Source organism: Pseudomonas sp. GL_093 (assembly GCF_057837605.1).
On sequence record NZ_CM174448.1, the window covers coordinates 6,953,337 to 6,977,813 of the forward strand.

General features: G+C 59.3%; 24 protein-coding genes. 15 read left to right on the top strand and 9 right to left on the bottom strand.

Going from position 1 to position 24,477, the window contains the following annotated elements:
* The first annotated feature begins 137 nt into the window (after window positions 1-137).
* Window positions 138-1,100 carry a LysR family transcriptional regulator gene (locus AC3IUE_RS32150; protein ID WP_046044972.1) on the top strand — a complete coding sequence of 321 codons (963 nt, stop codon included), beginning with the start codon at window positions 138-140 and terminating at the stop codon, window positions 1,098-1,100.
* On the opposite strand, the gene AC3IUE_RS32155 is transcribed toward AC3IUE_RS32150, so the two are convergent.
* The 3 genes from AC3IUE_RS32155 to AC3IUE_RS32165 all read right to left on the bottom strand — a co-directional run bounded on the left by AC3IUE_RS32155 (window position 1,042) and on the right by AC3IUE_RS32165 (window position 5,489).
* The gene (locus AC3IUE_RS32155; RefSeq protein WP_046044971.1) at window positions 1,042-1,251 is read right to left on the bottom strand and encodes a PA3496 family putative envelope integrity protein; all 210 of its coding nucleotides are present in this window, start codon (window positions 1,249-1,251) and stop codon (window positions 1,042-1,044) included. The genes AC3IUE_RS32150 and AC3IUE_RS32155 overlap by 59 nt on opposite strands.
* 227 nt (window positions 1,252-1,478) lie before the next feature.
* The gene (gene hexR / locus AC3IUE_RS32160) at window positions 1,479-2,345 is read right to left on the bottom strand and encodes a transcriptional regulator HexR (RefSeq protein WP_008156648.1); all 867 of its coding nucleotides are present in this window, start codon (window positions 2,343-2,345) and stop codon (window positions 1,479-1,481) included.
* A gap of 270 nt (window positions 2,346-2,615) precedes the next feature.
* A complete protein-coding gene (locus AC3IUE_RS32165) occupies window positions 2,616-5,489 on the bottom strand; it encodes an EAL domain-containing protein (RefSeq protein ID WP_489264746.1) in 2,874 nt (957 codons plus the stop codon).
* A gap of 258 nt (window positions 5,490-5,747) precedes the next feature.
* Between AC3IUE_RS32165 and uvrD the strand changes: the two genes are divergently transcribed.
* The 4 genes from uvrD (at window position 5,748) to AC3IUE_RS32185 (ending at window position 10,131) form a co-directional block, all read left to right on the top strand.
* Window positions 5,748-7,931: a DNA helicase II gene (gene uvrD / locus AC3IUE_RS32170; RefSeq protein ID WP_046044969.1), complete on the top strand. Its 2,184-nt coding sequence runs from the start codon at window positions 5,748-5,750 to the stop codon at window positions 7,929-7,931.
* Window positions 7,932-8,091: 160 nt separating this feature from the next.
* Window positions 8,092-8,532: an EamA family transporter gene (locus tag AC3IUE_RS32175; protein WP_046053914.1), complete on the top strand. Its 441-nt coding sequence runs from the start codon at window positions 8,092-8,094 to the stop codon at window positions 8,530-8,532.
* Between the two features lie 179 nt (window positions 8,533-8,711).
* On the top strand, window positions 8,712-9,587 hold the full coding sequence (locus AC3IUE_RS32180) for a Tim44 domain-containing protein (RefSeq protein WP_056738576.1): 876 nt from the start codon (window positions 8,712-8,714) through the stop codon (window positions 9,585-9,587).
* A 136-nt stretch (window positions 9,588-9,723) separates the two neighbouring features.
* Window positions 9,724-10,131: an SMI1/KNR4 family protein gene (locus tag AC3IUE_RS32185; RefSeq protein ID WP_008156656.1), complete on the top strand. Its 408-nt coding sequence runs from the start codon at window positions 9,724-9,726 to the stop codon at window positions 10,129-10,131.
* A 151-nt stretch (window positions 10,132-10,282) separates the two neighbouring features.
* Here AC3IUE_RS32185 and AC3IUE_RS32190 read toward each other — a convergent pair whose 3' ends face one another.
* Complete coding sequence (locus AC3IUE_RS32190) at window positions 10,283-12,046, bottom strand: cation:proton antiporter (protein ID WP_489264749.1); 1,764 nt, start codon at window positions 12,044-12,046, stop codon at window positions 10,283-10,285.
* Between the two features lie 205 nt (window positions 12,047-12,251).
* Between AC3IUE_RS32190 and AC3IUE_RS32195 the strand changes: the two genes are divergently transcribed.
* The gene (locus tag AC3IUE_RS32195) at window positions 12,252-12,734 is read left to right on the top strand and encodes an acyl-CoA thioesterase (protein ID WP_489264751.1); all 483 of its coding nucleotides are present in this window, start codon (window positions 12,252-12,254) and stop codon (window positions 12,732-12,734) included.
* Between the two features lie 99 nt (window positions 12,735-12,833).
* Here the strand turns inward: AC3IUE_RS32195 and pdxY are convergent, their stop codons facing one another.
* The gene (gene pdxY / locus AC3IUE_RS32200) at window positions 12,834-13,706 is read right to left on the bottom strand and encodes a pyridoxal kinase PdxY (RefSeq protein ID WP_033059627.1); all 873 of its coding nucleotides are present in this window, start codon (window positions 13,704-13,706) and stop codon (window positions 12,834-12,836) included.
* 120 nt (window positions 13,707-13,826) lie between these two features.
* Here pdxY and AC3IUE_RS32205 point away from each other — a divergent pair, with 120 nt between their 5' ends.
* A complete protein-coding gene (locus AC3IUE_RS32205) occupies window positions 13,827-14,240 on the top strand; it encodes a DUF3301 domain-containing protein (RefSeq protein ID WP_462000277.1) in 414 nt (137 codons plus the stop codon).
* Between the two features lies 1 nt (window position 14,241).
* Here the strand turns inward: AC3IUE_RS32205 and AC3IUE_RS32210 are convergent, their stop codons facing one another.
* Window positions 14,242-15,213, bottom strand: a complete 972-nt coding sequence (locus tag AC3IUE_RS32210; RefSeq protein WP_489264753.1) for a CobW family GTP-binding protein — start codon at window positions 15,211-15,213, stop codon at window positions 14,242-14,244.
* A 27-nt stretch (window positions 15,214-15,240) separates the two neighbouring features.
* Between AC3IUE_RS32210 and AC3IUE_RS32215 the strand changes: the two genes are divergently transcribed.
* Window positions 15,241-15,597, top strand: a complete 357-nt coding sequence (locus AC3IUE_RS32215; RefSeq protein WP_489264755.1) for an NADH:ubiquinone oxidoreductase — start codon at window positions 15,241-15,243, stop codon at window positions 15,595-15,597.
* 4 nt (window positions 15,598-15,601) lie between these two features.
* Here AC3IUE_RS32215 and AC3IUE_RS32220 read toward each other — a convergent pair whose 3' ends face one another.
* Both AC3IUE_RS32220 and zigA read right to left on the bottom strand, forming a co-directional pair.
* Window positions 15,602-16,252, bottom strand: a complete 651-nt coding sequence (locus tag AC3IUE_RS32220) for a DUF1826 domain-containing protein (RefSeq protein WP_489264757.1) — start codon at window positions 16,250-16,252, stop codon at window positions 15,602-15,604.
* A complete protein-coding gene (gene zigA / locus AC3IUE_RS32225; protein WP_489264759.1) occupies window positions 16,252-17,460 on the bottom strand; it encodes a zinc metallochaperone GTPase ZigA in 1,209 nt (402 codons plus the stop codon). The genes AC3IUE_RS32220 and zigA overlap by 1 nt, the downstream gene beginning before the upstream one ends.
* Before the next feature lie 143 nt (window positions 17,461-17,603).
* Between zigA and AC3IUE_RS32230 the strand changes: the two genes are divergently transcribed.
* Window positions 17,604-17,981, top strand: coding sequence for a glutamine synthetase (locus AC3IUE_RS32230; protein WP_489264761.1), 378 nt, complete (start codon window positions 17,604-17,606; stop codon window positions 17,979-17,981).
* On the opposite strand, the gene AC3IUE_RS32235 is transcribed toward AC3IUE_RS32230, so the two are convergent.
* On the bottom strand, window positions 17,978-19,174 hold the full coding sequence (locus tag AC3IUE_RS32235; protein ID WP_489264763.1) for an N-acetylmuramoyl-L-alanine amidase: 1,197 nt from the start codon (window positions 19,172-19,174) through the stop codon (window positions 17,978-17,980). The two genes, AC3IUE_RS32230 and AC3IUE_RS32235, sit on opposite strands and share 4 nt — an antisense overlap.
* 86 nt (window positions 19,175-19,260) lie before the next feature.
* On the opposite strand from AC3IUE_RS32235, the gene folE2 reads away from it, so the two are divergent.
* The 6 genes from folE2 to AC3IUE_RS32265 are packed head-to-tail and all read left to right on the top strand — an operon-like array spanning window position 19,261 to window position 24,472.
* Window positions 19,261-20,157, top strand: coding sequence for a GTP cyclohydrolase FolE2 (gene folE2 / locus AC3IUE_RS32240; RefSeq protein WP_489264765.1), 897 nt, complete (start codon window positions 19,261-19,263; stop codon window positions 20,155-20,157).
* Window positions 20,154-20,822 carry a metal ABC transporter ATP-binding protein gene (locus AC3IUE_RS32245; protein WP_489264767.1) on the top strand — a complete coding sequence of 223 codons (669 nt, stop codon included), beginning with the start codon at window positions 20,154-20,156 and terminating at the stop codon, window positions 20,820-20,822. Before folE2 ends, AC3IUE_RS32245 begins: the two co-directional genes overlap by 4 nt.
* Window positions 20,822-21,688 carry a metal ABC transporter permease gene (locus tag AC3IUE_RS32250; protein WP_489264769.1) on the top strand — a complete coding sequence of 289 codons (867 nt, stop codon included), beginning with the start codon at window positions 20,822-20,824 and terminating at the stop codon, window positions 21,686-21,688. Before AC3IUE_RS32245 ends, AC3IUE_RS32250 begins: the two co-directional genes overlap by 1 nt.
* A gap of 11 nt (window positions 21,689-21,699) precedes the next feature.
* A complete protein-coding gene (locus tag AC3IUE_RS32255; RefSeq protein WP_489264771.1) occupies window positions 21,700-22,575 on the top strand; it encodes a metal ABC transporter substrate-binding protein in 876 nt (291 codons plus the stop codon).
* A complete protein-coding gene (locus AC3IUE_RS32260) occupies window positions 22,572-23,132 on the top strand; it encodes a gamma carbonic anhydrase family protein (protein WP_489264773.1) in 561 nt (186 codons plus the stop codon). The genes AC3IUE_RS32255 and AC3IUE_RS32260 overlap by 4 nt, the downstream gene beginning before the upstream one ends.
* Window positions 23,133-23,134: 2 nt before the next feature.
* Complete coding sequence (locus AC3IUE_RS32265) at window positions 23,135-24,472, top strand: dihydroorotase (protein WP_489264775.1); 1,338 nt, start codon at window positions 23,135-23,137, stop codon at window positions 24,470-24,472.
* The last annotated feature ends 5 nt before the right edge of the window (window positions 24,473-24,477 follow it).

Here is a 24,477-nt window from a genome sequence, read left to right on the forward strand (position 1 = left end):
CGTGACCAAATGTTTCAATTCAGTCGCAGCCCCACACTAGCCCCCACAAGGGATTAACAAAAATGAATAATAATTGGGTCAGGCATAAGCAAAGACTTATAGTTGGCTCATCAGCCTGCGACCAGAGTCCTTAGATAATGCGTAAGTCCTTGATGCGTATGACATTGCGTCAATTGCAGATCTTTAATGAAGTCTGTGATTTGCGGTCCTACAGCCGCGCAGCCGATGAAATGTCTCTCACACAACCTGCCGTGAGCCTACAGATTCGTCAACTTGAAGAGCTGATTGGTCAGCCTTTGTTCGATTACGTCGGCAAAAAGCTCTACATGACCGAGGCGGCCGAAGCCCTTCAACGCGCCAGCCGGGACATTTTCGGACGCCTGGAAAACCTCGACATGCAGCTTTCAGACATGCAGGGATCGCTGCAAGGACAGCTGAAACTGGCGGTGGAATCCAGCGCCAAGTATTTCGTGCCACACCTGTTTGCCGCGTTCAAGCGCCAACATCCGGAAGTGAACCTGCAACTGACGGTGGTCAATCGCGGGCAGGTCATTCGACGACTGTCGGACAACCGCGACGACCTGGTGATCATGTCCATGGTGCCGCAGGATATGGGGCTGGAGTTCTTGCCATTCCTCAACAACCCGATCGTTGCCGTGGCGCCACCGGATCATCCGCTGTGCCACATGGGCCCGCTGCGTTTGCAGGATCTTGAACCCTACACACTGCTGATGCGCGAATCCGGCTCCGGGACGCGGCTGGCTTGCGAAGAATATTTCAAAGAGAAGCGCGTGCACTTCAACCAGACCCAGGAAGTCTCGTCAGCCGAAGCCCAGCGTGAATGTGTGCTGGCGGGTCTGGGCGTGGCGCTGTTGACGCGTCACGCCCTGAACCTTGAGTTGGCGACCGGCGGATTGATCGAGTTGCCGGTCGAAGAGCTGCCGCTGTACCGCAGCTGGTGCCTGGTGCAAGCCAAGGCGAAACGACTGTCACCGGTGGCGCACGCGTTCCTTGCGTTTATTCGCAGCGAGCGGGTGCAGATCAGCGTGCTGGTTGAGCGTTTCGACGGGAAGTTGCCGGTGCCGCCTGCCAGTAGTTGAGCTCCAGCTCAGGGAAATCACCGATCTCGGCCAGCAGTTGGCGACGTTCGCAGCGATCTTCGATAGCGCGGCGAAATTCCATGCGACGCTGGTCTTCCTGCTGACGACGGGTTCTGGCGGCGCTGTTGCGTTCTTCGTAGGGCTGGGCCATTTCGAGTCTCCCAAGGCGATTACGGGAGTTTCAAGATAGGCGCGAGGGATGACGGTTTGGCGGCGGGCGGGTTACAGAGATGTGAATTTTCGGCGCTTTCCAGGATGCCATCGCGAGCAAGCTCGCTCCCACATTTGATCAGCGGTGTTGCACAAATTGTGCGCACACCACAGAACCTGTGGGAGCGAGCTTGCTCGCGATAAGGTCGGAACGACCTTCCAGCAGAATCAATCGTCCAGCGCTTTTACCGATTTAGGTGACAGCCGCAAGCTGCGCAGGCTGCGCTTGACGCTCTTGAGGTGATTGACCAGGCTCGGCCCGCGCGCCATGGCCACGCCCATCGCCAACACGTCGATCACCACCAGGTGAGCGATGCGCGAGGTCAGCGGCGTATAGATCTCAGTGTCTTCGTGCACATCGATCGCCAGGTTGACGGTCGACAGTTCGGCCAGCGGTGTCTGGCTCGGGCACAAGGTAATCAGCGAAGCGCCGCTTTCGCGCACCAGGTTGGCGGTGATCAACAAATCTTTGGAACGCCCGGACTGGGAAATACAGATCGCCACGTCGGTCGGTTTCAACGTGACCGCCGACATCGCCTGCATGTGCGGGTCGGAATACGCCGCCGCCGTCAGCAACAAACGGAAGAACTTGTGCTGGGCATCGGCCGCCACTGCACCCGACGCACCAAAGCCATAGAACTCGACCCGCTGAGCCTGAGACATGAGCGACACAGCACGCTGCAACTCCACCGGATCAAGCTTCTCGCGAACCTCCATCAGCGTGTGCAGGGTGGTGTCGAAGATTTTCAGGCTGTAGTCAGCGACCGAATCGTCTTCATGAATCGCGAATTGCCCGAAGCTCGCGCCAGCAGCCAGGCTCTGTGCCAGCTTCAGCTTCAAGTCCTGGAAACCGGAGCAACCGATGGCGCGGCAGAAGCGCACGATGGTCGGTTCGCTGATGCCCACGTTGTGGGCCAGGTCGGCCATGGAGCTGTGCATCACCGCCGCAGGATCAAGCAGCACGTGGTCGGCGACCTTGAGCTCCGACTTGCGTAAGAGGTGGCGTGACTGGGCGATGTGTTGCAGCAGATTCAAAGGGCTGGACTCTTTGTTATTGGCAGGTGCCGGGGATGTAGCACGCTTGTAGTTATACTACATGAATCGGCTTTTTGCCTGCTCAATGCGTAACTCGATGTCCCCATTTCACGCCACATGCGCTCCATGTAGCCCCCGAGACCCTGTAGCAGCTGCCGAAGGCTGCGTTCGGCGGCGCAGCCGTCGTGAAAGGGCGTTACACGGTTACCGGATAATCCGGTTCTCAGGTTTTACGACGGCTGCGCCGCCGAACGCAGCCTTCGGCAGCTGCTACAGGGAGTTTGCGTCCTGACGTAAAAGTGCAGCCAGGCCATCGGCTTCGACCGGGCGGCTAATCAAATAGCCCTGCACTTCATCGCAGTGCTCGGCTTTCAAAAACGCCAACTGCTCTGCCCGCTCCACACCCTCAGCCACCACTTTGAGCGACAAGCCGTGCGCCATGGCAATGATCGCCCGGGTGATCGCAGCATCCTCACTGCTCTCCCCCAGACCGCGGATAAATGCCTGATCGATTTTCACGTAGTCCACGGGAATGCGCTTGAGATAGCTAAGAGACGAATAGCCAGTGCCGAAATCGTCGATGGCCAGCTTCACCCCCAAATCACGCAATTGCTGGAAGGTCGCGATGATGTGCTCGACGCTGTCCAGCAACTGACTTTCGGTGAGTTCCAGCTCGAGGTAGTGCGGCGCCAGACCGGTTTCCTCCAGCACCTGACGCACCAGGCTGACCAGTTTGCCCTGACGCAATTGATGCACCGACAGATTGACCGACACTCGAATCGGTTCAAGCCCCTGACGCTGCCACTCACAGGCTTGCCAGCAGGCCTGACGCAACACGAACTCGCCGATCGGGCCGATCAACCCGGTTTCCTCGGCCAGACCGATGAAGTCCCCAGGCGGCACACGGCCCATGGTCGGGTGATCCCAGCGCACCAGCGCTTCGGCGGCATTCAACCGACCCGTGGCGAGGCACAGCTTCGGTTGATAAAACACCATCAACTGTTTCTCTTCGATAGCCTTGCGCAGCTGATTTTCCAGCTGCAAGCGCTCCAGCGTGCTGGCTTGCAGGCTGTCGGTGTAGAACTGGAAGTTATTTCCGCCCAAGTGCTTGGCGTGCTGCATGGCCATATTTGACTGATGGACCAGCGCGGAAATTTCTCGCGCGTTGTCCGGCAACATACTGATGCCCATGGACGCGCTAACCACCAGTTCATGGCCCTCGACAGTGATCGGCAAGCGCAGCTTGGTCGACAGTCGGGTCGCCACCCGCGCCAGGCTCGACAGGTTGCCGTAGGCATTGAACAACACGGCAAACTCATCGCCGGATAAGCGAGCGATGGTATCCGCCTCAGGCAACGCATTGACCAACCGCCGGGCCATTTTCTGCAAGAGCTGGTCGGCGATTTCATGGCCAAGGCTGTCGTTGAGCAGCTTGAAGCGATCCAGATTGATGTGCAGCAACGCCAGACTGCGGTAGCCGCCCTGGCGCACCCGCTGATGAGCTTCGCTTAGCCGTTCGCGGAACAGAGAACGGTTGGCCAGGCCCGTTAATTCGTCGTAATGCGTCAGGTAACGCATGCGCTCTTCAGATTCGCGCCGAGCCGATAGATCGGCGAAGAAGCCCACGATATGGCTCACATTTCCCCGAGCATCGCGCACAGCGTTCAGTTGCAACCACTGCGGATACAACTCGCCATTCTTGCGGGTTTCTACCAGCTCGCCCTGCCAACTGCCGTGCTGCTCCAGCGCCTGATGAATCGCCGTGTAGTGCCGGCGGGCATCCCGGCTGCACGGCAACTCGACCACGTTGCGTCCGATCATGTCTTCAATGTCATAGCCAGTGACTCGGCTGAAGGCCTGATTGACCGCGATCAGCGCGTAATCCGGATCGAAAATCACGATGCCTTCGCTGGCGGCTTCGAACACCGTCGCGGCCAGTTGCCGTTGCTCTTCCAGAGCCTTGCTGACGCTGATGTCGCGACGGGTGCCGACCATGCGGATCACCCGGCCATTTTCGCCGCGCTCAACCGCTCGACCGCGGTCCTCGATCCAGACCCAATGGCCATCGCCGTGGCGCACGCGGTACTCAATCTGGTAATCCTCGCTGCGGCCCTTCAGATGCTCGACCAGCGCACGCTTGAGCGACGGCAAGTCATCAGGGTGCAGGCGCGGCTTGAGGTGGCGAAGCATCGCCGTCACGAGTTCCGGCTCCAGGCCGAACAGCTCCTGAAGCTGGGTGTGATGGACTTCGTCGGTTTGCAGGTTCCAGTCCCACAACCCGAGCTCACTGGCCTTCAACGCCAGGGCGAGACGCGCTTCACTCTTGCTCAGGGCCTGGTTGGCAGCGTCCAGCTCCAGGCTGCGCTGGGCAACACGGCTTTCCAGCTCGATCTGAATTTGCCGCAGCTCGTCTTCAGCACGACGGCGCTGGTCGATTTCCTTGGCCAGCTTTTGATTGAGCTGGTCGCTGCAGCTTTGAGCTTGCTGCAAATGCTCGATCAATGCCTGATTCTGGAAGCGCCGCAACAATCCACTATCGATGAGCCGATTGACCTGCCAGGCGACCACACTCAACGCGCCGAGCAAAATCAGACCAAACCAGCCCCAGCCCTGACTCTGTTCATCGCCGCCCCAGAACAGATAGCCGATGGCCGGCAACAAACAGGGCAAGGTAAAGGACAGGAACGCCGGAAGACTGACCGCGTAGGCAACGCTGGCCGAAAGCGCTGCGGCACCGATCAGGCCGAACACCCAGGCTTGTTGCATGAAGTTATCGGCGGGTACCAGCGCAATGCCGGCGCCGGCCAGGGTCAGACCGGTCATGGCCGAACCCAGCAAAAACATGCGGCGCCAGATCGGATGGGCCTGACGGTTGGGTATCGCCGAATCGAAGGCCGCGACTTGAATCACCCGCAACGCCACCAGCGACAACAGCCACACCAGCCAGACGCTCACCAGGAAGTAACGCTGCGGACTCCAAAGCAAGCCAGCGCAGACCAGACCATTGATCAACATGAATAATGTGGGCAGCAATGAGCCCTGATAAAGCAGACGCGTGCGTTCGACCGCCATTTCCATGGCGTACTGTTTGCGGATAACCCGGGGCTCCACAACGGGGCCCGACAGGTCGGTGCTGAGGGTCATAGGCAATGTTCTTGTTCTTATAATGGTGAGCATGAGCCCGAAACGTCGAAGGAGCATACACAAGCAAATGCCCGGACCAAACTGCTCCAGATCATAAAATCGACAAAAACTGCAGCACCCCTGACCCGCTGAAAAGCCTTGGAGCGAACCCCGCCAACGCCTGCAGCCAGTGACCGACCGGTCGTCATCCGTGCTTCTTTCATCGGCTAATGCAAAGCTCGGTTTGCCCGGTGTGACGGCGCACCCTAGAATGCCCCGATGCGCGATGATCTCTCCCTTCTGCTGAACTCCCTCAACGATGCCCAACGCCAGGCCGTAGCTGCCCGCGTGGGTCGTCAGTTGGTCCTGGCCGGTGCTGGTTCCGGTAAAACCCGAGTGCTGGTGCACCGTATCGCCTGGTTGATCCAGGTCGAAAACGCCTCGCCCCACTCCATCCTGTCGGTGACCTTCACCAATAAGGCCGCTGCCGAGATGCGTCATCGCATCGAGCAGCTGATGGGTATCAACCCGGCCGGCATGTGGGTCGGCACCTTCCACGGCCTGGCGCACCGCTTGTTGCGGGCGCACTGGCAGGAAGCCGGCCTGAGCCAGACTTTCCAGATTCTCGACAGCGACGACCAGCAACGACTGGTCAAGCGGGTGATCCGCGAGCTGGGTCTGGACGAGCAACGCTGGCCGGCCCGTCAGGCCCAGTGGTTCATCAACGGGCAGAAAGACGAAGGTCTGCGTCCGCAACACATTCAAGCCAGCGGCGATCTGTTCCTGGCGACCATGCGCAGCATTTATGAAGCCTATGAGGCGGCGTGCCTGCGCGCTGGCGTGATCGACTTCTCCGAATTGCTGCTGCGCGCCCTCGATCTATGGCGCGATCATCCGGGCCTGCTGGCGCACTATCAGAAACGCTTCCGGCACATTTTGGTGGACGAGTTCCAAGACACCAACGCCGTGCAGTACGCCTGGTTGCGTCTGCTGGCCAAGGGCGGCGACAGCCTGATGGTGGTCGGCGACGACGATCAGTCGATCTACGGCTGGCGCGGCGCGAAAATCGAGAACATCTATCAGTACTCCGATGATTTCCCGGATGCTGAAACCATTCGTCTGGAGCAGAACTACCGCTCCACCGCCGGCATCCTCAAAGCGGCCAACGCCCTGATCGCCAATAACACCGGACGCATGGGCAAAGAGCTGTGGACCGACGGCGGCGAAGGCGAAGCGATCAATCTGTACGCCGCGTTCAACGAACACGATGAAGCACGTTACGTGGTAGAAACCATCGAAAGCGCGCTGAAAACCGGCTTGGCCCGCAGTGATATCGCGATTTTGTACCGCTCCAACGCCCAATCACGCGTTTTGGAAGAAGCTTTGCTGCGTGAGCGTATTCCGTACCGCATCTATGGCGGTCAGCGCTTCTTCGAACGGGCAGAAATCAAAAACGCCATGGCCTACCTGCGCTTGCTGGAAGGTCGTGGCAACGATGCAGCGCTGGAGCGGGTGATCAACGTTCCGGCCCGTGGTATCGGTGAGAAAACCGTTGAAGCGATCCGCGACCACGCCCGTCACAGCGATGTGTCGATGTGGGAAGCCATGCGCCTGCTGGTGGCTAACAAAGGCCTGACCGGTCGCGCGGCCGGCGCGCTGGGCGCATTTATTGAGCTGATCGAGAACCTCGCCGCCAAGTGCATGGAGATGCCGCTGCATCTGATGACCCAGACCGTCATCGAGCAGTCGGGGCTGATCGCCTACCACGAAGCGGAAAAAGGCGAGAAAGGCCAGGCCCGGGTAGAAAACCTTGAGGAATTGGTCAGCGCCGCGCGCAACTTCGAAAACGCTGAAGAAGACGAAGACCTGACGCCATTGGCGGCGTTCCTCGGTCATGCGTCGCTGGAGGCCGGGGACACTCAGGCTGACGAGCACGAAGACAGCATTCAGTTGATGACCTTGCACAGCGCCAAGGGTCTGGAATTCCCTTATGTGTTCCTGGTGGGCATGGAAGAAGGCCTGTTCCCGCACAAGATGAGCCTTGAAGAACCGGGTCGTCTTGAAGAGGAGCGCCGTTTGGCCTACGTCGGTATCACCCGGGCGATGCAGAACCTGGTGATGACCTATGCTGAAACCCGACGCCTGTACGGCAGCGAGACTTACAACAAGGTGTCGCGTTTCGTACGTGAAGTGCCGAAAGGCCTGATCCAGGAAGTGCGGCTGTCCAACAGCGTCAGCCGTCCGTTCGGCGGTGGTCAGCAGCAGAGCTCCAGCAGCCTGTTTGGCGGTAGCGAAATCCCGGACACCGGGTTCAGCCTCGGCCAGGCCGTACGGCATTCGGTGTTCGGCGACGGCGTGATCCTGAACTTCGAAGGCGCCGGGGCTCAGGCTCGGGTGCAGGTGAACTTCAGCGAAGGCAGCAAGTGGCTGATGTTGGGCTACGCGAAGCTCGAAGCTGTTTAAAGCTACCTGATAGCTTTTCTGTAGGAGTGAGCCTGCTCGCGATTGGGATCGCTGCGGTGTATCTGTTAAATCGCGGTGTGGCTATCGCGAGCAGGCTCACTCCCACAGGGTTTTGTGTTGAACCTGCCTCAACGGGTTGATCTGACAAAAGGCGTAAAACATGGGCTCAGGCTTCTTTTCTTCCTGGACATTCTGGGCCCTGTTGTCAGCGGCATTTGCCGCCATGACCGCGATCTTCGCCAAAATCGGTATCGAAAACGTCAACTCCGACTTCGCCACCCTGCTGCGTACCGTGGTGGTTTTGGTCAGCCTGGCCTTGATTTTGTACGCCACGGGCCAATATCAGTCATTAGGATCGATCTCTGCCAGGAGCTACCTGTTCCTGCTGCTGTCGGGACTGGCCACCGGTGCCTCGTGGATCTGCTACTTCCGCGCACTGAAACTGGGGCCGGCCTCGCTGGTCGCTCCGGTGGACAAGCTCAGCGTGGTGCTGGTGGCGGTGCTCGGCGTGATCCTGCTGGGCGAAAAACTCGACCTGCGCCAATGGGGCGGAATCGGCCTGATTACGGCCGGTGTGGTCATGCTGGCGCTGCGACGCTAGAAATCCTTCCTACAGACCTTACCCACTCGTCCTACGGACCAAAGTTAACAGGCCTTATTGCGCTGATTGAAGCTGAACACAACCTGTCAGGCAAAAGCCCGAAACACTCTGCCGCTAGCCAGTAACACTTCAGCTGTGCAACATGGCGCGCGTGCCATCCACAAATGGGAATTCCCTTTATGAAACGTTTTCTTAGCATCGCCATGGCGTTGTGCATCGGCCTGACGATGAGCCTCGACGCCAACGCCAAGCGCTTTGGTGGCGGCAAGAGCTCCGGCGCTGCGCCGACTCACCAGACCAGCCAAATGGCTCCTTCTTCTCCTGGCGTAGGCGGTGCTGCTGCCACTGCCGGTGCGGCCGGTGCCGCGGGCGCTGCTGCCAAGGCTGGCGGTGCTTCGCGCTGGCTCGGCCCTCTGGCCGGTATCGCTGCCGGTGGCCTGCTGGCGTCCATGTTCATGGGCGGCGGCTTCCAGGGCATGCAGATCTTCGACATCCTGATCATGGCGGTCATCGCCTTCCTGATCTTCCGTTTCATCGCCGCTCGTCGTCGCAAACAGCAAGAGCACATGGCTCCAGCCGGCGCACCGATGCAGCGTGAAGTGTTCGAGCAGAAGCCAGCGGCCATGGGCTCGATCTTCGGCGGCTCGGCAGCACCGGTTGCCGCTCGTCCGGTGATCAACGCTCCGGCCTGGTTCAATGAAAAGAACTTCATTGAAGCGGCCCGCAACCACTTCCAGTCCCTGCAGCAACACTGGGACGCCAACGAAATGGACAAGATCGCCGAGTTCGTGACCCCGCAACTGCTGGAGTTCCTCAAGCGCGAACGTGCCGATCTGGGCGACGGTTTCCAGTCCACCTACATTGATAACCTCAATGTTCAACTGGACGGCGTGGATGACCGTGCCGACAAGACCATCGCCACCCTGACCTTCACCGGTGTGTCGAAGACCTCGCGTTTCGACCAGGGCGAAGTGTTCAGCGAAAGCTGGAACATGGAACGTCCGCAGGGCGAGAACCAGCCTTGGCTGGTCGCCGGTATCCGCCAGAACGGCTGATCCCTTCTGCGTTAAGCATGCTGTAATAAAAACCCCAGCCTCGGCTGGGGTTTTCTATTTCGCAGTTGCATCTATAGCGAGCTACTGTATAAACCGCCCCAACTAAACCGCGCCATCAAGCAAGAGGATCCCGGACGTGGAAGAAATCATCGAACAACTGCGTGAAGCCAACGAACCGGTACCGGTCCCCTTGGAATTGCCCGACGAAGATCAATTGGTGGAAATCGAAGAACAGCTGTTCATCGACATTCCGTTTGTCTTCAGAGAGTTTTTGCTGACCGTCAGCGACGTCGTCTACGGCAGCCTGGAGCCGGTAACCGTTACCGACCCGCAATCCCACACCTACCTGCCGGACGTTGCCGCCAACGCCTGGGATGCGGGTGTTGATCGCAGCATGATTCCGATCTGCCAGGACGGTGACAACTACTACCTGGTCGAAGAAGACGGCACCGTGGTGCTGTGGCTGGCCGAAGAAGAGCTGATTGCCGAAGAAACCTGGGAATCGGTGTGGCACTGGGCGCGGGACGTCTGGCTGGAAAGCTGAGCAAGCGCGACTTTGTAGCAGCTGGCGTAGCCTGCGTCCGGCTGCGCAGCAGTCGTAAACCCTAAAGACTCGGTTTACCTGGAAATCTCATTGTCCGATTTTGCGACTGCTTCGCAGTCGAACGCAGCCTTCGGCAGCTGCTACAGAGGTCTCAGTGGCTGGACGAGTCCTTGTGGTTGTCCAATGTTTCGAGCAACGCTACCTGCATCCGTGTGTGTACGCGGATGAACCAGCGCCAGAGCAGCGCCACTACAGCGGCCGCGACGACGACGATCAGCACCAACAACTTGTTGGTCGGCAGAATACTGGCCGACAAGGCTGCCAGCAGCAGGAAAATCACCAGCAGCGAGAGGATCGGGATCACTTCGGCGATCACCCGACGCACTCGCTGCGTGTGGCGGCCAGCCATCTCCGGCTTCACGCCCATCTCCGCCAACAGCATCGAGAGCGCCTTGAGCTTGCGATAGGCGGCGATCAGGAACGGTAGCGACAACAGCAACGCCCCGCCCCAAATCAACGCTTTCTGCCAGCTCGGGTCGCTGATCCAGTCTTGCAGGTAAGCGGACATGCGCTCGGCGAAATAAGCGCCCGAGAAGAAGATCGCGATCACCAGCGCCAGATTGACGCCCACCTGCAACAGAATCCGCCGAATCATCGACGCCAACAGCGCGCCCTCGCCCTGAGGCTGGATGCTACGCAGCCATTCGCCGTACATCCCCAATACCCTGCCCAGTCGCTTCGGCACCACCGCGGCAAGCTTGATCGACAGCGGATCAGCCGCGCGGATCAGGTAAGGCGTCAGCAACGTGGTGATCACCGAGACGGCAACGGCGACCGGGTAAAGGAAGTTGCTGGTGACCTGCAACGTCATACCCAGCGCCGCGATGATGAAAGAAAATTCGCCAATCTGCGAAAGCCCCATCCCGACGCGAAGTGAGGTACGTCCATCATTGCCAGCGATAAAGGCACCAAGGCCGCAAGACAACATCTTGCCCAACACCACGGCCACGGTGATCACCGCAATTGGCCACGCATACTGCAGCAGGATCATCGGATCGAGCATCAGCCCAATGGCGACAAAGAAGATCGCACTGAACAGGTCGCGAACCGGTTCGATCAAGCGCTCGATTTTCAACAATTGCCGAGATTCAGCCATGATCGCGCCAATCAGGAAGGCGCCGAGCACCATGCTGTACTCGAGTTTGACCACCAGCAAACAGAAGCCGAAACACAGCCCCAACACGGTGATCAGCAGCATTTCATTGCTTTCGAACTTCGCCACGTAGGCCAGCAATCGCGGCACCAGCAGGATGCCGATGACCAGTGCGACGATCATGAACAGCGAGAGCTTGCCGACCGTGGAAAACACTTCGCCGGAACTGACCGTACCGCTGACCGCGATGCTCGACAGCAAGGCGATGATGCCGATGCCAAGGATGTCTTCAACGATCAGCACGCCGAAAATCAGCTGCGCAAAGCGCTCGTTCTTCATCTTCAGATCGTTGAGCGCCTTGACGATGATGGTGGTTGAGGAAATCGCCAGAATCGCGCCGAGGAACAGCGAGTCCATGGTGTTCCAGTCGAACCAGCGACCGATCTCGTAACCGATCCAGATCATCAGCACGATTTCCAGGAACGCCGCGATGAACGCGGTGGCGCCGACCTTGAACAGCTTGCGCAGGCTGAACTCCAGGCCCAGGCAGAACATCAGGAAAATCACCCCGAGTTCGGCGAGGGTTTTGATGGTTTCTTCATCGTGGATCAGGCTGAACGGCGGGGTGTGCGGGCCGATGATGAAGCCGGCAACGATGTAGCCGAGCACCACCGGTTGTTTTAAGCGATGAAACAGCACAGTCACCACACCTGCGATCAACATGATCACTGCCAGATCTTGAATAAAACTGATGGCATGCATGGCGTGGGGCTCCTTAAGGGGGACTTTTGGAGGTTAACACCACGACTTCCGCTGCAAAGGCGGTGCAATATATGGAAACAGATCGATCCGGGCGTGACGGCAGCCAGCCGCCCGGCGTCCCGATAACTGTTGGTTTGAAAAAGCTGACAAGGCACCCGCAGAGGTGCCGCCCTCCCGAAATTCTGCCTTGAACCGTGAGAACGCTATGGAACCCGGAAACGCACAACTGTCGATGACGGTATTGATGACCCCCGACATGGCCAACTTCTCTGGCAATGTCCACGGCGGTACCTTGCTCAAATACCTCGACGAAGTGGCCTACGCCTGTGCCAGCCGTTATGCCGGCCGCTACGTGGTGACCCTGTCGGTGGACCAGGTGATTTTCCGCGAGCCGATTCATGTCGGCGAACTGGTGACCTTTCTGGCCTCGGTCAATTACACCGGCAACACCTCCATGGAGGTGGGCATCAAGGTAGTGACCGAAAACATCCGCGAGCGCTCGGTGCGCCACACCAACAGCTGCTTCTTCACCATGGTCGCCGTGGATGACGACCGTAAACCGGCTGTTGTCCCGCCACTGCAACCGCTGAACAGCGAAGATAAACGCCGCTTCATGCAGGCCCAGCAACGTCGGCAGATTCGCCAGGAACTGGAAAAGCGTTATCAGGACATCAAGGGCGACGCCTGAAACCTGTTATCAGCTTCAGATAGCTTTCGCGAGCAGGCTTGCTCCCACAGGAGATCTATGTGGGAGCGAGCCTGCTCGCGAATGGCTTCGACGCGGAACTCAGAGACTGATTGCTGTCGCTTCGAACCGCACCCGCGGGTGGGCAATCCGGTCCTGAGCCCGCACCAGTTCCAGCTCATAGCTGGAGCAGGCCTGGGTTTCCAGCAGCACTTCATGCACCGCCGACGCGGCGAATTCAAAAGCCGCCACCAGGCTATCGCCCAACAGTACGCGAGCCAGAAACAGTCCAGAGGTCAGGTCGCCGACGCCCACCGGCTGACGCGGGAACGCCAGCAGCGGACGGCGCAGATGCCAGCTGTCTTCGGCCGTCACCAGCAACATCTCGAAAACATCCCCCGGTTTACCGGGATAGTCCAGATGCTTGACCAGCACAGCCTTCGGACCACGCGCCAGCAGCGCTCGCGCCATGGCGAGGCAATCGAACAACGATTGCGGCTTGCGCCCCGAAAAACTGTCCAGCTCCAGCTGGTTCGGGCACATGAAGTCCGCCACGGCAGCCGCCTCCTCCAGCAGGAAATCGCTGACTTCCGCGGGCACGCTGCAACCCTTCTCCGGATGGCCCATCACCGGGTCACACAGATACAGTGCCTTGGGATTCATCGACTTGATCCGCGCCACACCTGTCAGGATCGCCCGGCCCTGGGCAGCACTGCCGAGATAGCCGGACAACACAGCGTCGCAGTTGCCCAGCTCGCCAATTGCCGCGATGCCTTCGACCAGGTCGGGAATCTGATGCGGCGCCAGCACTTCACCGGCCCACTGGCCGTACTGGGTGTGGTTGGAGAACTGCACCGTATTGAGCGGCCAGACATTCACCCCGACCCGCTGCATCGGGAAAACCGCGGCGCTGTTGCCAGCGTGGCCGAACACCACGTGGGACTGGATGGCGAGCAGATGGGGCGTACGTTTCATGCGGTGAGTTTTCCGTCAAACGATTGAAATTCAAGCCGCGCAGTATGCGACTAAACGCAGCCTGTACGACAGACCGGTGACGCAGTTAAGCTGACACTATCTTGTTGGAGCAACGTGTTGATGCTGACCCTTGGAAATATCTTCGTCCTGATGCTGCTTGCCACCGGTGGCGCGTGGGTATGGCACAACCATGGCTTGCGCGAGCGCGCGCTGGAGCGGGTCAAGCTGCATTGCACAAAGCTCGGAATCGAGCTGCTGGACGGCAACGTGGCCTTGAAGAAGATAGCGTTCATTAAAGACGCCAACGGCCGGCGGCGCCTCGCCCGTGTGTATAACTTCGAATTCACCGTGACCGGTGAAAGCCGTCACAACGGCACCATCACCCAGTTCGGCGCCCACAGTGCGCAGATTGAGCTGGCGCCCTACCCGATGCCGTTCGACGACACGCCTGCGGTGACCGATGCAGTGAAACCGCGCGCCGAGGTGATCGAGATGAGCCAGTGGCGGCAAGAACACACTAAATGGCGTCCTTGATTCAAGTCGCGCTCGACCGGCAGTCGGCTAGCTCTCTTTGCAATGAATCAACATCCTGCGGCTCACTGAAAATCAGCTCGATGCGCGAATCACGCCGCCATTCGCTGGGCTGCCAGTCCAGCACCGAGTTTTCCAGCGCATTCGCCGAAACCCAACCGTCGACGCTGTGGATAACCAGCTTCGCCCGCCGCCAGGCAAGGCTTTCAAGCCAACAGCCAAGGAGCGTCGCATCGAAAGTCTGAATCGGATGCCAGCGCCACCCCACGCTCCAGCCGCCCTCCTGTTCCTGACTCAAGCAAATTGGCAGCGCAGGATCGGTCCAGATGGCCGGCAGCTGTGCCAATCCTTTGGGCGCAACGAAGTTATCCACACCCGCTACAGCCTGAACCCCAAGCCCTGGTAACTCACTCAATGGCAACGCGGCTTGCTGCGTCCAGTACAACGGACGCGCCGGCAACTGTGCGGCGATTCGCTGGCGATCAGTATCGTCGATATTTTCGGCTTTATTCATCAGCAACAACCCGGCGCTCTTGAGCGCTTCCTGTTGCGCCACCGGCAGCGGTTTGCCGGCAGCAAGCGCCTGGGCGTCCAGCACCAGCACGCAGGGTTGAACAGCCAACACGCCTTGCCACGGCGCCTCACTCAATTGCCTGAGCAATTGCGCCGGATGTCCCAGCCCGGAGGGCTCGATAAACAGTCGATCCGGCCGCGACTTGCGCAACAAACGCCCGAGGCCGATTTGAAACGGTGCACCATTCACGCAACACAAACAGCCCCCGGCCACTTCACCCAGTGCGATACCATCGGCGTCCTGGGTCAGCAACGCAGCGTCGAGGCCGATCTGGCCGAACTCGTTGATCAGTACCGCCCAACGCTCATTCGCCGGCCGCTGCGCCAGCAGGTGCTTGATCAGGCTGGTCTTGCCGGCACCCAAGGGGCCAGCAATGACGTGAGTGGGAATGTTCTGCAACATGGTCGAAGATTTCTGAGGAGGTAAAGGATGCGGTTGATGGGGTTGTCGGTGCTCTTGGCGCTCATGTCCGGCGACGCGCTGGCCCAAGCTTGCGTGGTACATAGCACGGCTGCGCGACTCGACGTGAAAGTCTGCCAGCAGAACCGCAACATCCCGGAAAAGCTATTCGCCGATGGTTTCTGCCAGCCGAGCCTTCCTGGCCAGAAAGTCGAAGTGCAGTACGTCGACCAATGCCCCACCGGCGCGTTCGGCGTGTGCAGCAACGCCCAAGTCGCCAATATGCCTTACCGGCAGGATATTCACTATTACGGCGTAGCCACGGATGCGGCGTATTTGAAACCATTTTGCGAAGCTCAGAGCCAGGGAACCTGGCTCAAACCGTGAGCCGCTAGCTCAGCCAGTCGAGCGTCAGGATCAGCCGCCGCTCACCGGACGCAAGCTGTGGCGAGCGGTGAATAAGTCCGAAGCCTTCGTTGCCATGCCATTTCTCGCCTTTGAGTAACGCGACTTCGCCGCTGGCGATCTGCTCGATCAGCGGACCGTCCTGGGGTTCGGCTTCGGCTTTACCCAGTTGTCGGCGATCCATCGCACCTTCCTTCAGCCACTGGCTGCCGATCCCGGAATACGTGGTGATCAGCCGCACCGGCACGTGATCCACATGGAAACGCGGGCACATAGCCTTGTCCAGGACCCGCAAGCGCAGGCCGACACGCTTGGCGCCCATCAAACAGGCGAAAGCACTGACCAGCCAGGAAACGTCGGCGATGAAACCTTCGTAACCTTCGAGATCACTGAAACCTGAGGCTAATCCATGAAGATTGGGTTTGGTGTCATCGCTGGGCAATTCCAGAACCAGCGACTCGGCCAACGGCTCGTTCAGTGACAGCAGCAAACGCCCGAAATCAGCGATGTGCGCCGGCAGTTGGCGCTGCCAAACGGCGAGGTTTACGCCGTCATCCAGTATTCGGGGGAGCGCTTGCGGCGTCTCACCTTGAACCTGATGAATGATCGGTCGCAGTTTCAGACTGGGTGCCAACATCAGGCTGCCACCTCTTCATGCCATGGGCCAAATGGGTCTGGCAGTAGTCGCCAGCCCTCGATGCCTAACGCCATTTCATCGTCGGTCAGCAGGCAATTGTCGAGTTCGCTGATGAGTTGCGCGAAGTCGATGTTCTGGCCGATGAACACCAGTTCCTGGCGGCAATCGCCAGTGGTTGCGGTCCAGTTTTCCATGATCCCGGCGGTGCTTTCTTCGTCCTGCGGCCACTGGGTTTTCGGCACGAAACGCCACCAGCGTCCGGCGAAACCATGGCGCATCAATCCGCCGGCCTGGGACCAGCTACCGGCGTCCATGTGCTTGCTGGCCAGCCAGAAGAAGCCCTTGGAGCGCAGCAGTTTACCGTTCAGCCACGGGCGGTCGATGAAGCTGTAAAAGCGCTGCGGATGAAACGGTCGGCGTGCTCGGTAGGCTGTCGAGGCGATGCCGTATTCCTCGGTTTCCGGCACGTGTTCGCCACGTAGTTCCTGTAACCAGCCCGGCGCCTGAGCGGCCTTCTCGAAGTCGAAACGACCGGTATTGAGGATCTTCTCCAAGGGGATTTCGCCCATGACCATCGGGATGATTTCCGCCTGGGCGTTAAGCCGCTCAAGGATCGCGATCAGCTCCTGGCGTTCTCTGCTGCTGATCAAGTCGATCTTGCTGATCAGAATCACGTCGGCGAATTCGATCTGCTCGATCAACAGGTCGGTGATCGAGCGTTCGTCTTCCTCGCCCAAGGTTTCACCACGGGATGCGAGGCTTTCGGCGGCCTGATAGTCGAGCAGGAAGTTCATACCATCGACCACGGTGACCATGGTGTCGAGCCGGGCGATGTCGGCCAGGCTCTGCCCTTCTTCATCGCGGAAGGTGAAGGTTTCCGCCACGGGCAGCGGCTCGGAAATGCCAGTGGACTCGATCAATAAATAATCAAAGCGACCCTCCTTGGCGAGTTTGCTCACCTCTTCCAGCAAGTCTTCGCGCAAGGTGCAGCAGATGCAGCCATTGCTCATCTCCACCAGTTTTTCTTCCGCGCGGTTCAGGCTGACATCGCGCTGGACTTCGCCGCCATCAATGTTGATTTCGCTCATATCATTAACGATCACGGCGACGCGCAGCTTCTCGCGATTGCGCAGCACGTAGTTGAGCAGCGTGCTTTTGCCAGCGCCGAGAAAGCCCGACAGGACGGTGACGGGGAGACGATTGGGCATCAGGTATTCCTCATAGAGATGCCCGGTCGCAGTGTCGGGCTTAACTTGATGTTATAGTATAACAACACAATCAAGCCACTCTCCTCTTGTCCACGATGACAAAAGGCACGATGCTCAAGCCCGTTCGGTCCGTGAGAAATCCTATGCGTGCAGCCCTGAAAATAGCGCTGATGAGCTTTTCGCTGCTGGTCGCTGTCGATGCCTGGGCGCAAATCCCGAGCCTGGCCAAATGCACCCGAAGCGCCAATCTGCTGGCCTGCGTGGATGGCGACGGCAATGCCTACAGCGTCAACACCGTCGGAAGCACGATCTATCTGCGGGGCTTCGAAGCGGCCGGAAAACGCCACTGGGCGCAGACCAACAGTCGCTACGGGCAACTCACGTTCTTCACTGGGCTCGCTTCCGATGGCGAGGCCTGGGTCGGCTACAACCGTCGCGTCGGCTGGACCACGATCAATCGGTTTTCTAGTTCCGGTGGTAGCAGTGGCAAGTTCACCTGTAGCCGAATTACCGGGTGTTAGGCCTGGGATTTTTTCTGCTCTTGCTGCCAGGCGATGTAACTGTTTACCGGCGGATTTTTCTGGAAGTAGCGCTGTAATCCTTCGAACAAGCCATCGGCTACGGCCTGCTGGTGGCGTGCGGTGACCAGTCGCTGACTGTCGCGAGCGTTGGAGATGAAGCCGGTTTCCACCAGGATCGACGGCACATCCGGCGACTTCAGCACCGCAAATCCCGCTTGTTCCACGCGCTTCTGATGCAATGTGGTGATGCCCGCCAGACTGCCGAGCACCGTGCTGCCCAACTGCAAACTGGCGGCGAGGGTCGCGTTCATCGACATGTCGAGAATCACCCCGGCAAGCATCGGGTCCTTGTCTTTGAGATTGAGCAGGCTGGTAGCGCCCAGCAGGTCTGCGCCGTTCTCACGTTGCGCCATGAAACGCGCCGTCGCCGACGTTGCGCCGCCTTCAGAGAGGCAGTAGACAGACGCGCCCGACGCCGTCAGACGTGGTGCCGCGTCCGCATGCACCGAGATGAACATGTCGGCGTTGTGCTTGCGGGCGATCTCCACACGCTTGCGCAACGGGACGAAGAAGTCGTCGTTGCGCACCAGTTTCACGTCGAAGCCCTTCTCGCGTTTCAGCCGTTTGGCCAATAGCTGGGCGATGGACAGCACCACGTCTTTCTCACGCTCACCTTTGGCGCCGACCGCGCCGGGGTCTTTGCCACCGTGACCAGGGTCGACCACGACGATGATGTCGCGCTTGGGGTGAGCCTTGTCGACGGTCGTCTCGGTCGCTGCCGCCATTTGTAACGGCGCAGCCGTCTTCAGATCGAGTACCAGTCGATGGCCCTGACCGTTCTGTGGCGGCAGTAAAAAACTGGCGAGCTGCACCGGACTGCTGAGGTCGAGGACGATTCGCGTATCGCCCTGGCCGAAGGGCCCAGAGCGGATCGAACGAATCACTGTGTTGCTGAGCGCCAACTGACTGAAGTCGCCACTGAGGTTGGCGCCACTCAGATCGATGATCAGCCGTTCGGGAGCGCTCAGGGAAAACGTCTTGTATTGCACCGGCCCGCTCAGATCGAACACCAATCGCAACTTTTCATCCGAACGCCAGAGCCGCGCATTGCGAATCTGAGTGGCCGAGACGCCAAACGGTAAAGCGAAGGCCGCGCTGGCCAGGATCAGATTGAGCAAGTGACGTCTGTACATGATGAAAGCCTGTTCATGAAAAAGGCATGGTCGATTCTAATGTAATAACATAACATACAGAATCGACTCCCACGATGGACCTGCTCATGAATGCGCTGACTCTGCCGGATATCGCCGCGCAGGCCGCACGCCAAGCCCTGCCACTTGAGTGGGTGGGTATGTGTGGCATTGCTCTTCCTGTTTTGTTCGATGGCCAACGGCTGAGTGCGAAAGCCGACGCCGGCGTTAGCCTTGATGATGGAGAGGCGCGCGGTATTCATATGTCGCGGCTGTACTTGGCGCTGGAAATTCTCGAGCGAGAAAACCTGACGCCGGCCTTGTTGCGGAAAGTTTTGCAAAGTTTTCTCGAGACGCATGAAGGTCTGTCCAACAGCGCGTACTTAAAAATCCACACCGATTTACTGCTCAAAAGACCGGCGCTGGTCAGTCCATTGGCCGGCTGGAAAACCTATCCAGTGAGCATCGAAGCACGTTTGAAAAACGCGATGTTCCACGTGGAACTAAAAATCGACGTGCCTTATTCCTCGACTTGTCCGTGTTCAGCTGCGCTTTCCCGGCAGCTGATTCAGCAGCAATTCGTCGATGACTTCGCCAATAAGCCGTTGCAACACGCCGATGTGTTGGCTTGGCTCGGCTCCACAAAAGGCATTGTTGCAACGCCTCACAGCCAACGGAGCAATGCTGAATTGCGGCTTCGACTGGATGACTTCTTGGATGACCTGCCGCTGATCGCGATCATCAACGACGCCGAAGCGGCCCTCGGCACCGCCGTACAAACCGCCGTAAAACGCGCCGACGAACAAGCCTTCGCGCTGGCCAACGGGCAGAACCTGATGTTCTGCGAAGACGCCGCACGACGTTTGAACCTGGCCCTGAAACGCTCCCCCGGCATCAACGCCTTCCACCTACGAGTCGTCCACGCGGAAAGCCTCCACGCACACGATGCTGTCGCCGAAAGCCGCTGGAATTGGGAGGCCGCATGATTCATTGCCAAGCCTTGCGATGGGGTGCACCCGGCCAACCACTGACTCCACCCGTGGATTTCGAACTGACCAAAGGAAGTCTCACCGCCGTAATCGGTGCGAACGGTTCGGGTAAAAGCAGCCTGCTTAAAGTCATCGCGGGTTTGCAAAAACCGCTGACCGGCAAAGTCATCCTGGATGTTCCACGCAAGGGCAAGCTCTCGTTCCTACCTCAGCAACAACACCTGGATCGCCAATTCCCCATCAGCTTGCAAGAGTTAGTGGCCGCCGGTTTCTGGGGTAGCACGCAGTCTCCCGAGATACGCAGACAACGCCTCAAAGCCGTGCTGGAAAACTGGTGTCTGAGCGGACTGGAACAGCGCCCGTTGATGGCCTTGTCCGGCGGCGAATTACAGCGTGCCCTGCTCGCCCGTTTGAGCCTCGCGGAGGCGCCACTGCTGTTGCTCGACGAGCCCCACGCCGCCCTCGACGAGCTCGGTCAGGCACTGCTCTGGAAACACATTCACGCCTGGCATGCCGAAGGCCGAACCCAGCTGATCGTATGCCATGACCTGGCCGCCGTTCGCCAACACATTCCTCAAACGTTGCTGATCAAAAGCACCGGCTGCGTCATCGGATCGAGCGTTGAACTGATCCATCAACAACCCCATACGCGGGTGGCCTGATGCTCGCGGCCGCTCAGCTTTGGCAACCGTTCCACGAGTTCGTGTTCATGCGTCGAGCACTACTCGGCGGGTTGGTTCTGGCATGCAGTACCGCACCGTTGGGCGTGTTTCTGATCCTGCGCCGCATGAGTTTGATCGGCGACGCGGTGGCTCACGGCATTCTGCCGGGGGCCGCTTTGGGCTTCTGGTTCGCCGGATTGAGTCTGCCGGCGCTGACCGTCGGCGGCCTCGGTGCCGGTCTCGGCATGGCCGGACTCGCCGCCTGGATCACCCGTCGCACCGGCCTGCGGGAAGACGCCAGCCTCGCCGCGATCTACCCGATCTCCCTTGCCTGCGGTGTGCTGATCCTCGGCATCGCCGGCAAACGTCTGGACCTGTTGCACCTGTTGTTTGGCTCGGCGCTGGCAGTCGATGGCCCGACGTTGACGGGCATGCTCTGGGTCTCAGGCTTCAGCCTGATCGCCATGGCCTTCATCTACAAACCGCTGTTGCTGGACACCCTCGACCCACTCTTTCTGCAAACCGTCAGCCGACTTGGTCCCTTGGCACACGGCGTATTTCTAACCCTGGTGGTGCTGAATCTGGTGATTGGTTTCCAGGCCATCGGCGCGCTGATGGTGGTCGGTTTGATGATGTTGCCCGCCGCCGCTTCTCGCTTCTGGAGTCGTCGCTTACCGACGTTGATGGCCATCGCCGCCCTGCTCGGCTGCCTCTCGGTGTGGCTCGGACTGTTGCTGTCGTTCTACTTCTCGCTGCCCAGCGGCCCGGCGATCGTGCTGGTGGCTGGCGGTTTGTATCTGCTGTCCGTGGTGTTCGGACCGGTGCACGGTTTGCTCCGCCGCCCGCCTTTGCTCACATCCCAATGAGGTGTTACCCGATGCGCGTTCTACTCGTGCTGTTCAGTTTGCTGGTGTCGATGTCGCTGTCTGCTGCGGAAAAACTTCAGGTAGTCACCAGTTTCAGCATCCTCGCCGACATGACCCATCAAGTCGGCGGCGACCATATCCAGATCATCAACATGGTCGGCCCGGATGCAGATGCCCACACGTATGAGCCGACACCTGACGATGCCAAGGCGTTGCTCAAAGCCAAACTCATCATCAAAAACGGCTTGGGTTTCGAGCCATGGCTGGACCGTCTGGTGACCAGCACCGAGACCAAAGCGCCAGTGATCAGCGCGAGCCACGGCGTCATCCCGCGTTCCCTGGATGAAGATGGCGAGACGATTCCCGACCCGCACGCTTGGCACAATCTGGCGAACGCTGAGCTGTATATCAGCAACATCACCAAGGCACTGATCGCCGCCGACCCGACGAATAAAAACGACTACGAACGCAACAGTCAGGCCTACCTGAAACAGATCTACGCGCTGCTCGCCGAAGCCAAGACCAAACTCGGTTCGCTGCCACCGGGCAATCGCAAAATCGTGACGTCCCATGACGCCTTCGGTTATCTCGGCCAGGCTTATGGCATCGACTTCATGGCCCCTCAAGGTCTGTCCACTGAGCGCGAACCGTCAGCCGCGGAAGTCGCCGCACTGATCACACAGATACGCCAGGCCAAGGTCAAAGCCGTGTTCATGGAAAACATCAAGGATGCACGCCTGCTCAAGCAGATTGCCGATGAAAGCGGCGCGCACATCGGTGGCACGTTGTACTCCGATGCGCTCGCGGCCAGCGGGCCGGCCAGCACCTTCATCGGGTTGTTCGAGTACAACCTCAACACCCTATACGACGCGTTGAGCAAGCCATGATCCGCAAGAATCCTTCCGGTGATTTGCCGGTGATAGCCGAATCTGCCTACGTGGATAAAACCGCCATCATTTGCGGCAAAGTGGTGATCGGCGAGAACGTCTTCGTCGGTCCTTACGCGGTGATTCGTGCCGACGAAGTGGATGCCTCTGGCGAGATGGAGCCGATCACCATTGGCGCCAACTCGAACATCCAGGATGGCGTGGTGATCCACTCCAAGTCCGGCGCGGCAGTGACCATCGGCGAGTTCAGTTCGATCGCCCACCGCTCGATCGTTCATGGGCCGTGCACGGTTGGCGATCGGGTGTTTATCGGGTTCAACAGCGTGCTGTTCAACTGCGCAGTCGGTGACGGTTGCGTGGTGCGGCACAACTCGGTGGTCGATGGTCGCGACTTGCCCGAAGACTTCTATGTGCCCTCCACCACCCGCATCGGCCCGAAGACAGATCTGTCGCAGTTCCCGCCGGTGAGCGTCAGCGCCTCGGAGTTTTCCGAGGATGTGGCGCGTACCAACGTCGACCTGGTGCGCGGCTACAAAGCCCTGCAGAACGAGTTCTGACCATGAGCAGCGTGCTGATTCGCAATGCCCGGCTGGTGAATGAAGATCGCGAGTTTGACGGTGATTTGCTGGTGAGCAACGGTCGAATCGTGAAGATCGCCAGCAGCATCCACGGTGAAAATGCCGACGTGGAAATCGATGCACAAGGGCAATGGCTGCTGCCCGGAATGATCGACGACCAAGTGCACTTCCGCGATCCAGGCTCGCCAGACAAGGGCAGCTTCTACACCGAATCCCGGGCTGCGGTGGCCGGTGGCATCACCAGCTTCATGGACATGCCCAACACTAATCCGGCGACCCTGACCCTCAGCGCACTGGCCGACAAAAAGCGTCGAGCGGCGATCAACTCAGTCGCCAATTACGGCTTTCATTTCGGCGTGAGCAACGACAATCTCGACACCGTCGCCGCGCTGAATCCCTGTGAAGTAGCCGGCGTCAAAGTGTTCATGGGCGCTTCCACCGGCAACATGCTGGTCGATGACCCACAGATTCTGGAGCGGCTATTCGCCGAGGTGCCGACCATTCTGTTGGCCCACTGCGAACACACGCCCAGCATCGACGCCAACGCCGCGAACCTGCGTGACTTGTTCGGCGAACACATTCCAGCTGCGGCCCACCCGCTGATCCGTAACGCCGAGGCCTGCTTTCGCTCTTCCTCTATGGCCGTGGACCTGGCCAGGCGTCACGGCACCCGACTGCATGTTCTGCACCTGACCACCGCCCGCGAACTGGCGTTGTTCGAGGACAAGCCGCTGGCCCAGAAACGCATCACCGCCGAAGTCTGCCTGCACCACTTGCTGTTCGATGACCGGGATTACCCGAGCCTCGGCAACCTGATCAAGTGCAACCCGGCGATCAAAACCCAGTCCGACCGCGACGCCTTGCGCGAAGCATTGCTGAGCCATAGGCTCGACGTGATCGGCAGCGATCATGCGCCCCACACCTGGGCCGAAAAACAGCGGCCGTACAGTCAGGCACCTTCCGGTTTGCCGTTGGTGCAACACGCCCTGCCCGCGTTGCTGGAACTGGTCGCGGATGAAGTGTTGCCGATCACTACACTCGTGGCCAAGACCAGTCACCGGGTCGCCGATCTGTTCGCCATTCCCGACCGCGGTTATCTGCGCGAAGGCTATTGGGCCGACCTCGTTCTGATCAAACCGGAACCCGGCGGTGTCGCCGTTTCCCAGCAGCCGATCCTGTCTCAATGCGGCTGGACGCCTTTTGCCCGACAGCGATTCCGGCACAGCGTCAGCACCACGATCGTGTCGGGGCAAATTGCCTGGCACGACAAACGTCTTAATGACAACTGCCTGGGTTTACCACTACGGTTTATGCGCTAGCACTC

What these genes read in the sequence shown, in the direction of transcription:
- AC3IUE_RS32150 (WP_046044972.1), top strand. Translation starts at nt 138, where the DNA reads ATGCGTAAGTCCTTGATGCGTATGACATTGCGTCAATTGCAGATCTTT.
- AC3IUE_RS32180 (WP_056738576.1), top strand. Translation starts at nt 8,712, where the DNA reads ATGAAACGTTTTCTTAGCATCGCCATGGCGTTGTGCATCGGCCTGACG.
- AC3IUE_RS32260 (WP_489264773.1), top strand. Translation starts at nt 22,572, where the DNA reads ATGATCCGCAAGAATCCTTCCGGTGATTTGCCGGTGATAGCCGAATCT.
- AC3IUE_RS32235 (WP_489264763.1), bottom strand. Translation starts at nt 19,174, where the DNA reads ATGTACAGACGTCACTTGCTCAATCTGATCCTGGCCAGCGCGGCCTTC.
- uvrD (WP_046044969.1), top strand. Translation starts at nt 5,748, where the DNA reads ATGCGCGATGATCTCTCCCTTCTGCTGAACTCCCTCAACGATGCCCAA.
- AC3IUE_RS32195 (WP_489264751.1), top strand. Translation starts at nt 12,252, where the DNA reads ATGGAACCCGGAAACGCACAACTGTCGATGACGGTATTGATGACCCCC.
- AC3IUE_RS32245 (WP_489264767.1), top strand. Translation starts at nt 20,154, where the DNA reads ATGATTCATTGCCAAGCCTTGCGATGGGGTGCACCCGGCCAACCACTG.
- AC3IUE_RS32175 (WP_046053914.1), top strand. Translation starts at nt 8,092, where the DNA reads ATGGGCTCAGGCTTCTTTTCTTCCTGGACATTCTGGGCCCTGTTGTCA.
- AC3IUE_RS32215 (WP_489264755.1), top strand. Translation starts at nt 15,241, where the DNA reads ATGCGGTTGATGGGGTTGTCGGTGCTCTTGGCGCTCATGTCCGGCGAC.
- folE2 (WP_489264765.1), top strand. Translation starts at nt 19,261, where the DNA reads ATGAATGCGCTGACTCTGCCGGATATCGCCGCGCAGGCCGCACGCCAA.
- zigA (WP_489264759.1), bottom strand. Translation starts at nt 17,460, where the DNA reads ATGCCCAATCGTCTCCCCGTCACCGTCCTGTCGGGCTTTCTCGGCGCT.
- AC3IUE_RS32250 (WP_489264769.1), top strand. Translation starts at nt 20,822, where the DNA reads ATGCTCGCGGCCGCTCAGCTTTGGCAACCGTTCCACGAGTTCGTGTTC.
- AC3IUE_RS32190 (WP_489264749.1), bottom strand. Translation starts at nt 12,046, where the DNA reads ATGCATGCCATCAGTTTTATTCAAGATCTGGCAGTGATCATGTTGATC.
- AC3IUE_RS32265 (WP_489264775.1), top strand. Translation starts at nt 23,135, where the DNA reads ATGAGCAGCGTGCTGATTCGCAATGCCCGGCTGGTGAATGAAGATCGC.
- AC3IUE_RS32230 (WP_489264761.1), top strand. Translation starts at nt 17,604, where the DNA reads ATGCGTGCAGCCCTGAAAATAGCGCTGATGAGCTTTTCGCTGCTGGTC.
- pdxY (WP_033059627.1), bottom strand. Translation starts at nt 13,706, where the DNA reads ATGAAACGTACGCCCCATCTGCTCGCCATCCAGTCCCACGTGGTGTTC.
- AC3IUE_RS32220 (WP_489264757.1), bottom strand. Translation starts at nt 16,252, where the DNA reads ATGTTGGCACCCAGTCTGAAACTGCGACCGATCATTCATCAGGTTCAA.
- AC3IUE_RS32165 (WP_489264746.1), bottom strand. Translation starts at nt 5,489, where the DNA reads ATGACCCTCAGCACCGACCTGTCGGGCCCCGTTGTGGAGCCCCGGGTT.
- AC3IUE_RS32255 (WP_489264771.1), top strand. Translation starts at nt 21,700, where the DNA reads ATGCGCGTTCTACTCGTGCTGTTCAGTTTGCTGGTGTCGATGTCGCTG.
- AC3IUE_RS32155 (WP_046044971.1), bottom strand. Translation starts at nt 1,251, where the DNA reads ATGGCCCAGCCCTACGAAGAACGCAACAGCGCCGCCAGAACCCGTCGT.
- AC3IUE_RS32205 (WP_462000277.1), top strand. Translation starts at nt 13,827, where the DNA reads ATGCTGACCCTTGGAAATATCTTCGTCCTGATGCTGCTTGCCACCGGT.
- AC3IUE_RS32210 (WP_489264753.1), bottom strand. Translation starts at nt 15,213, where the DNA reads ATGTTGCAGAACATTCCCACTCACGTCATTGCTGGCCCCTTGGGTGCC.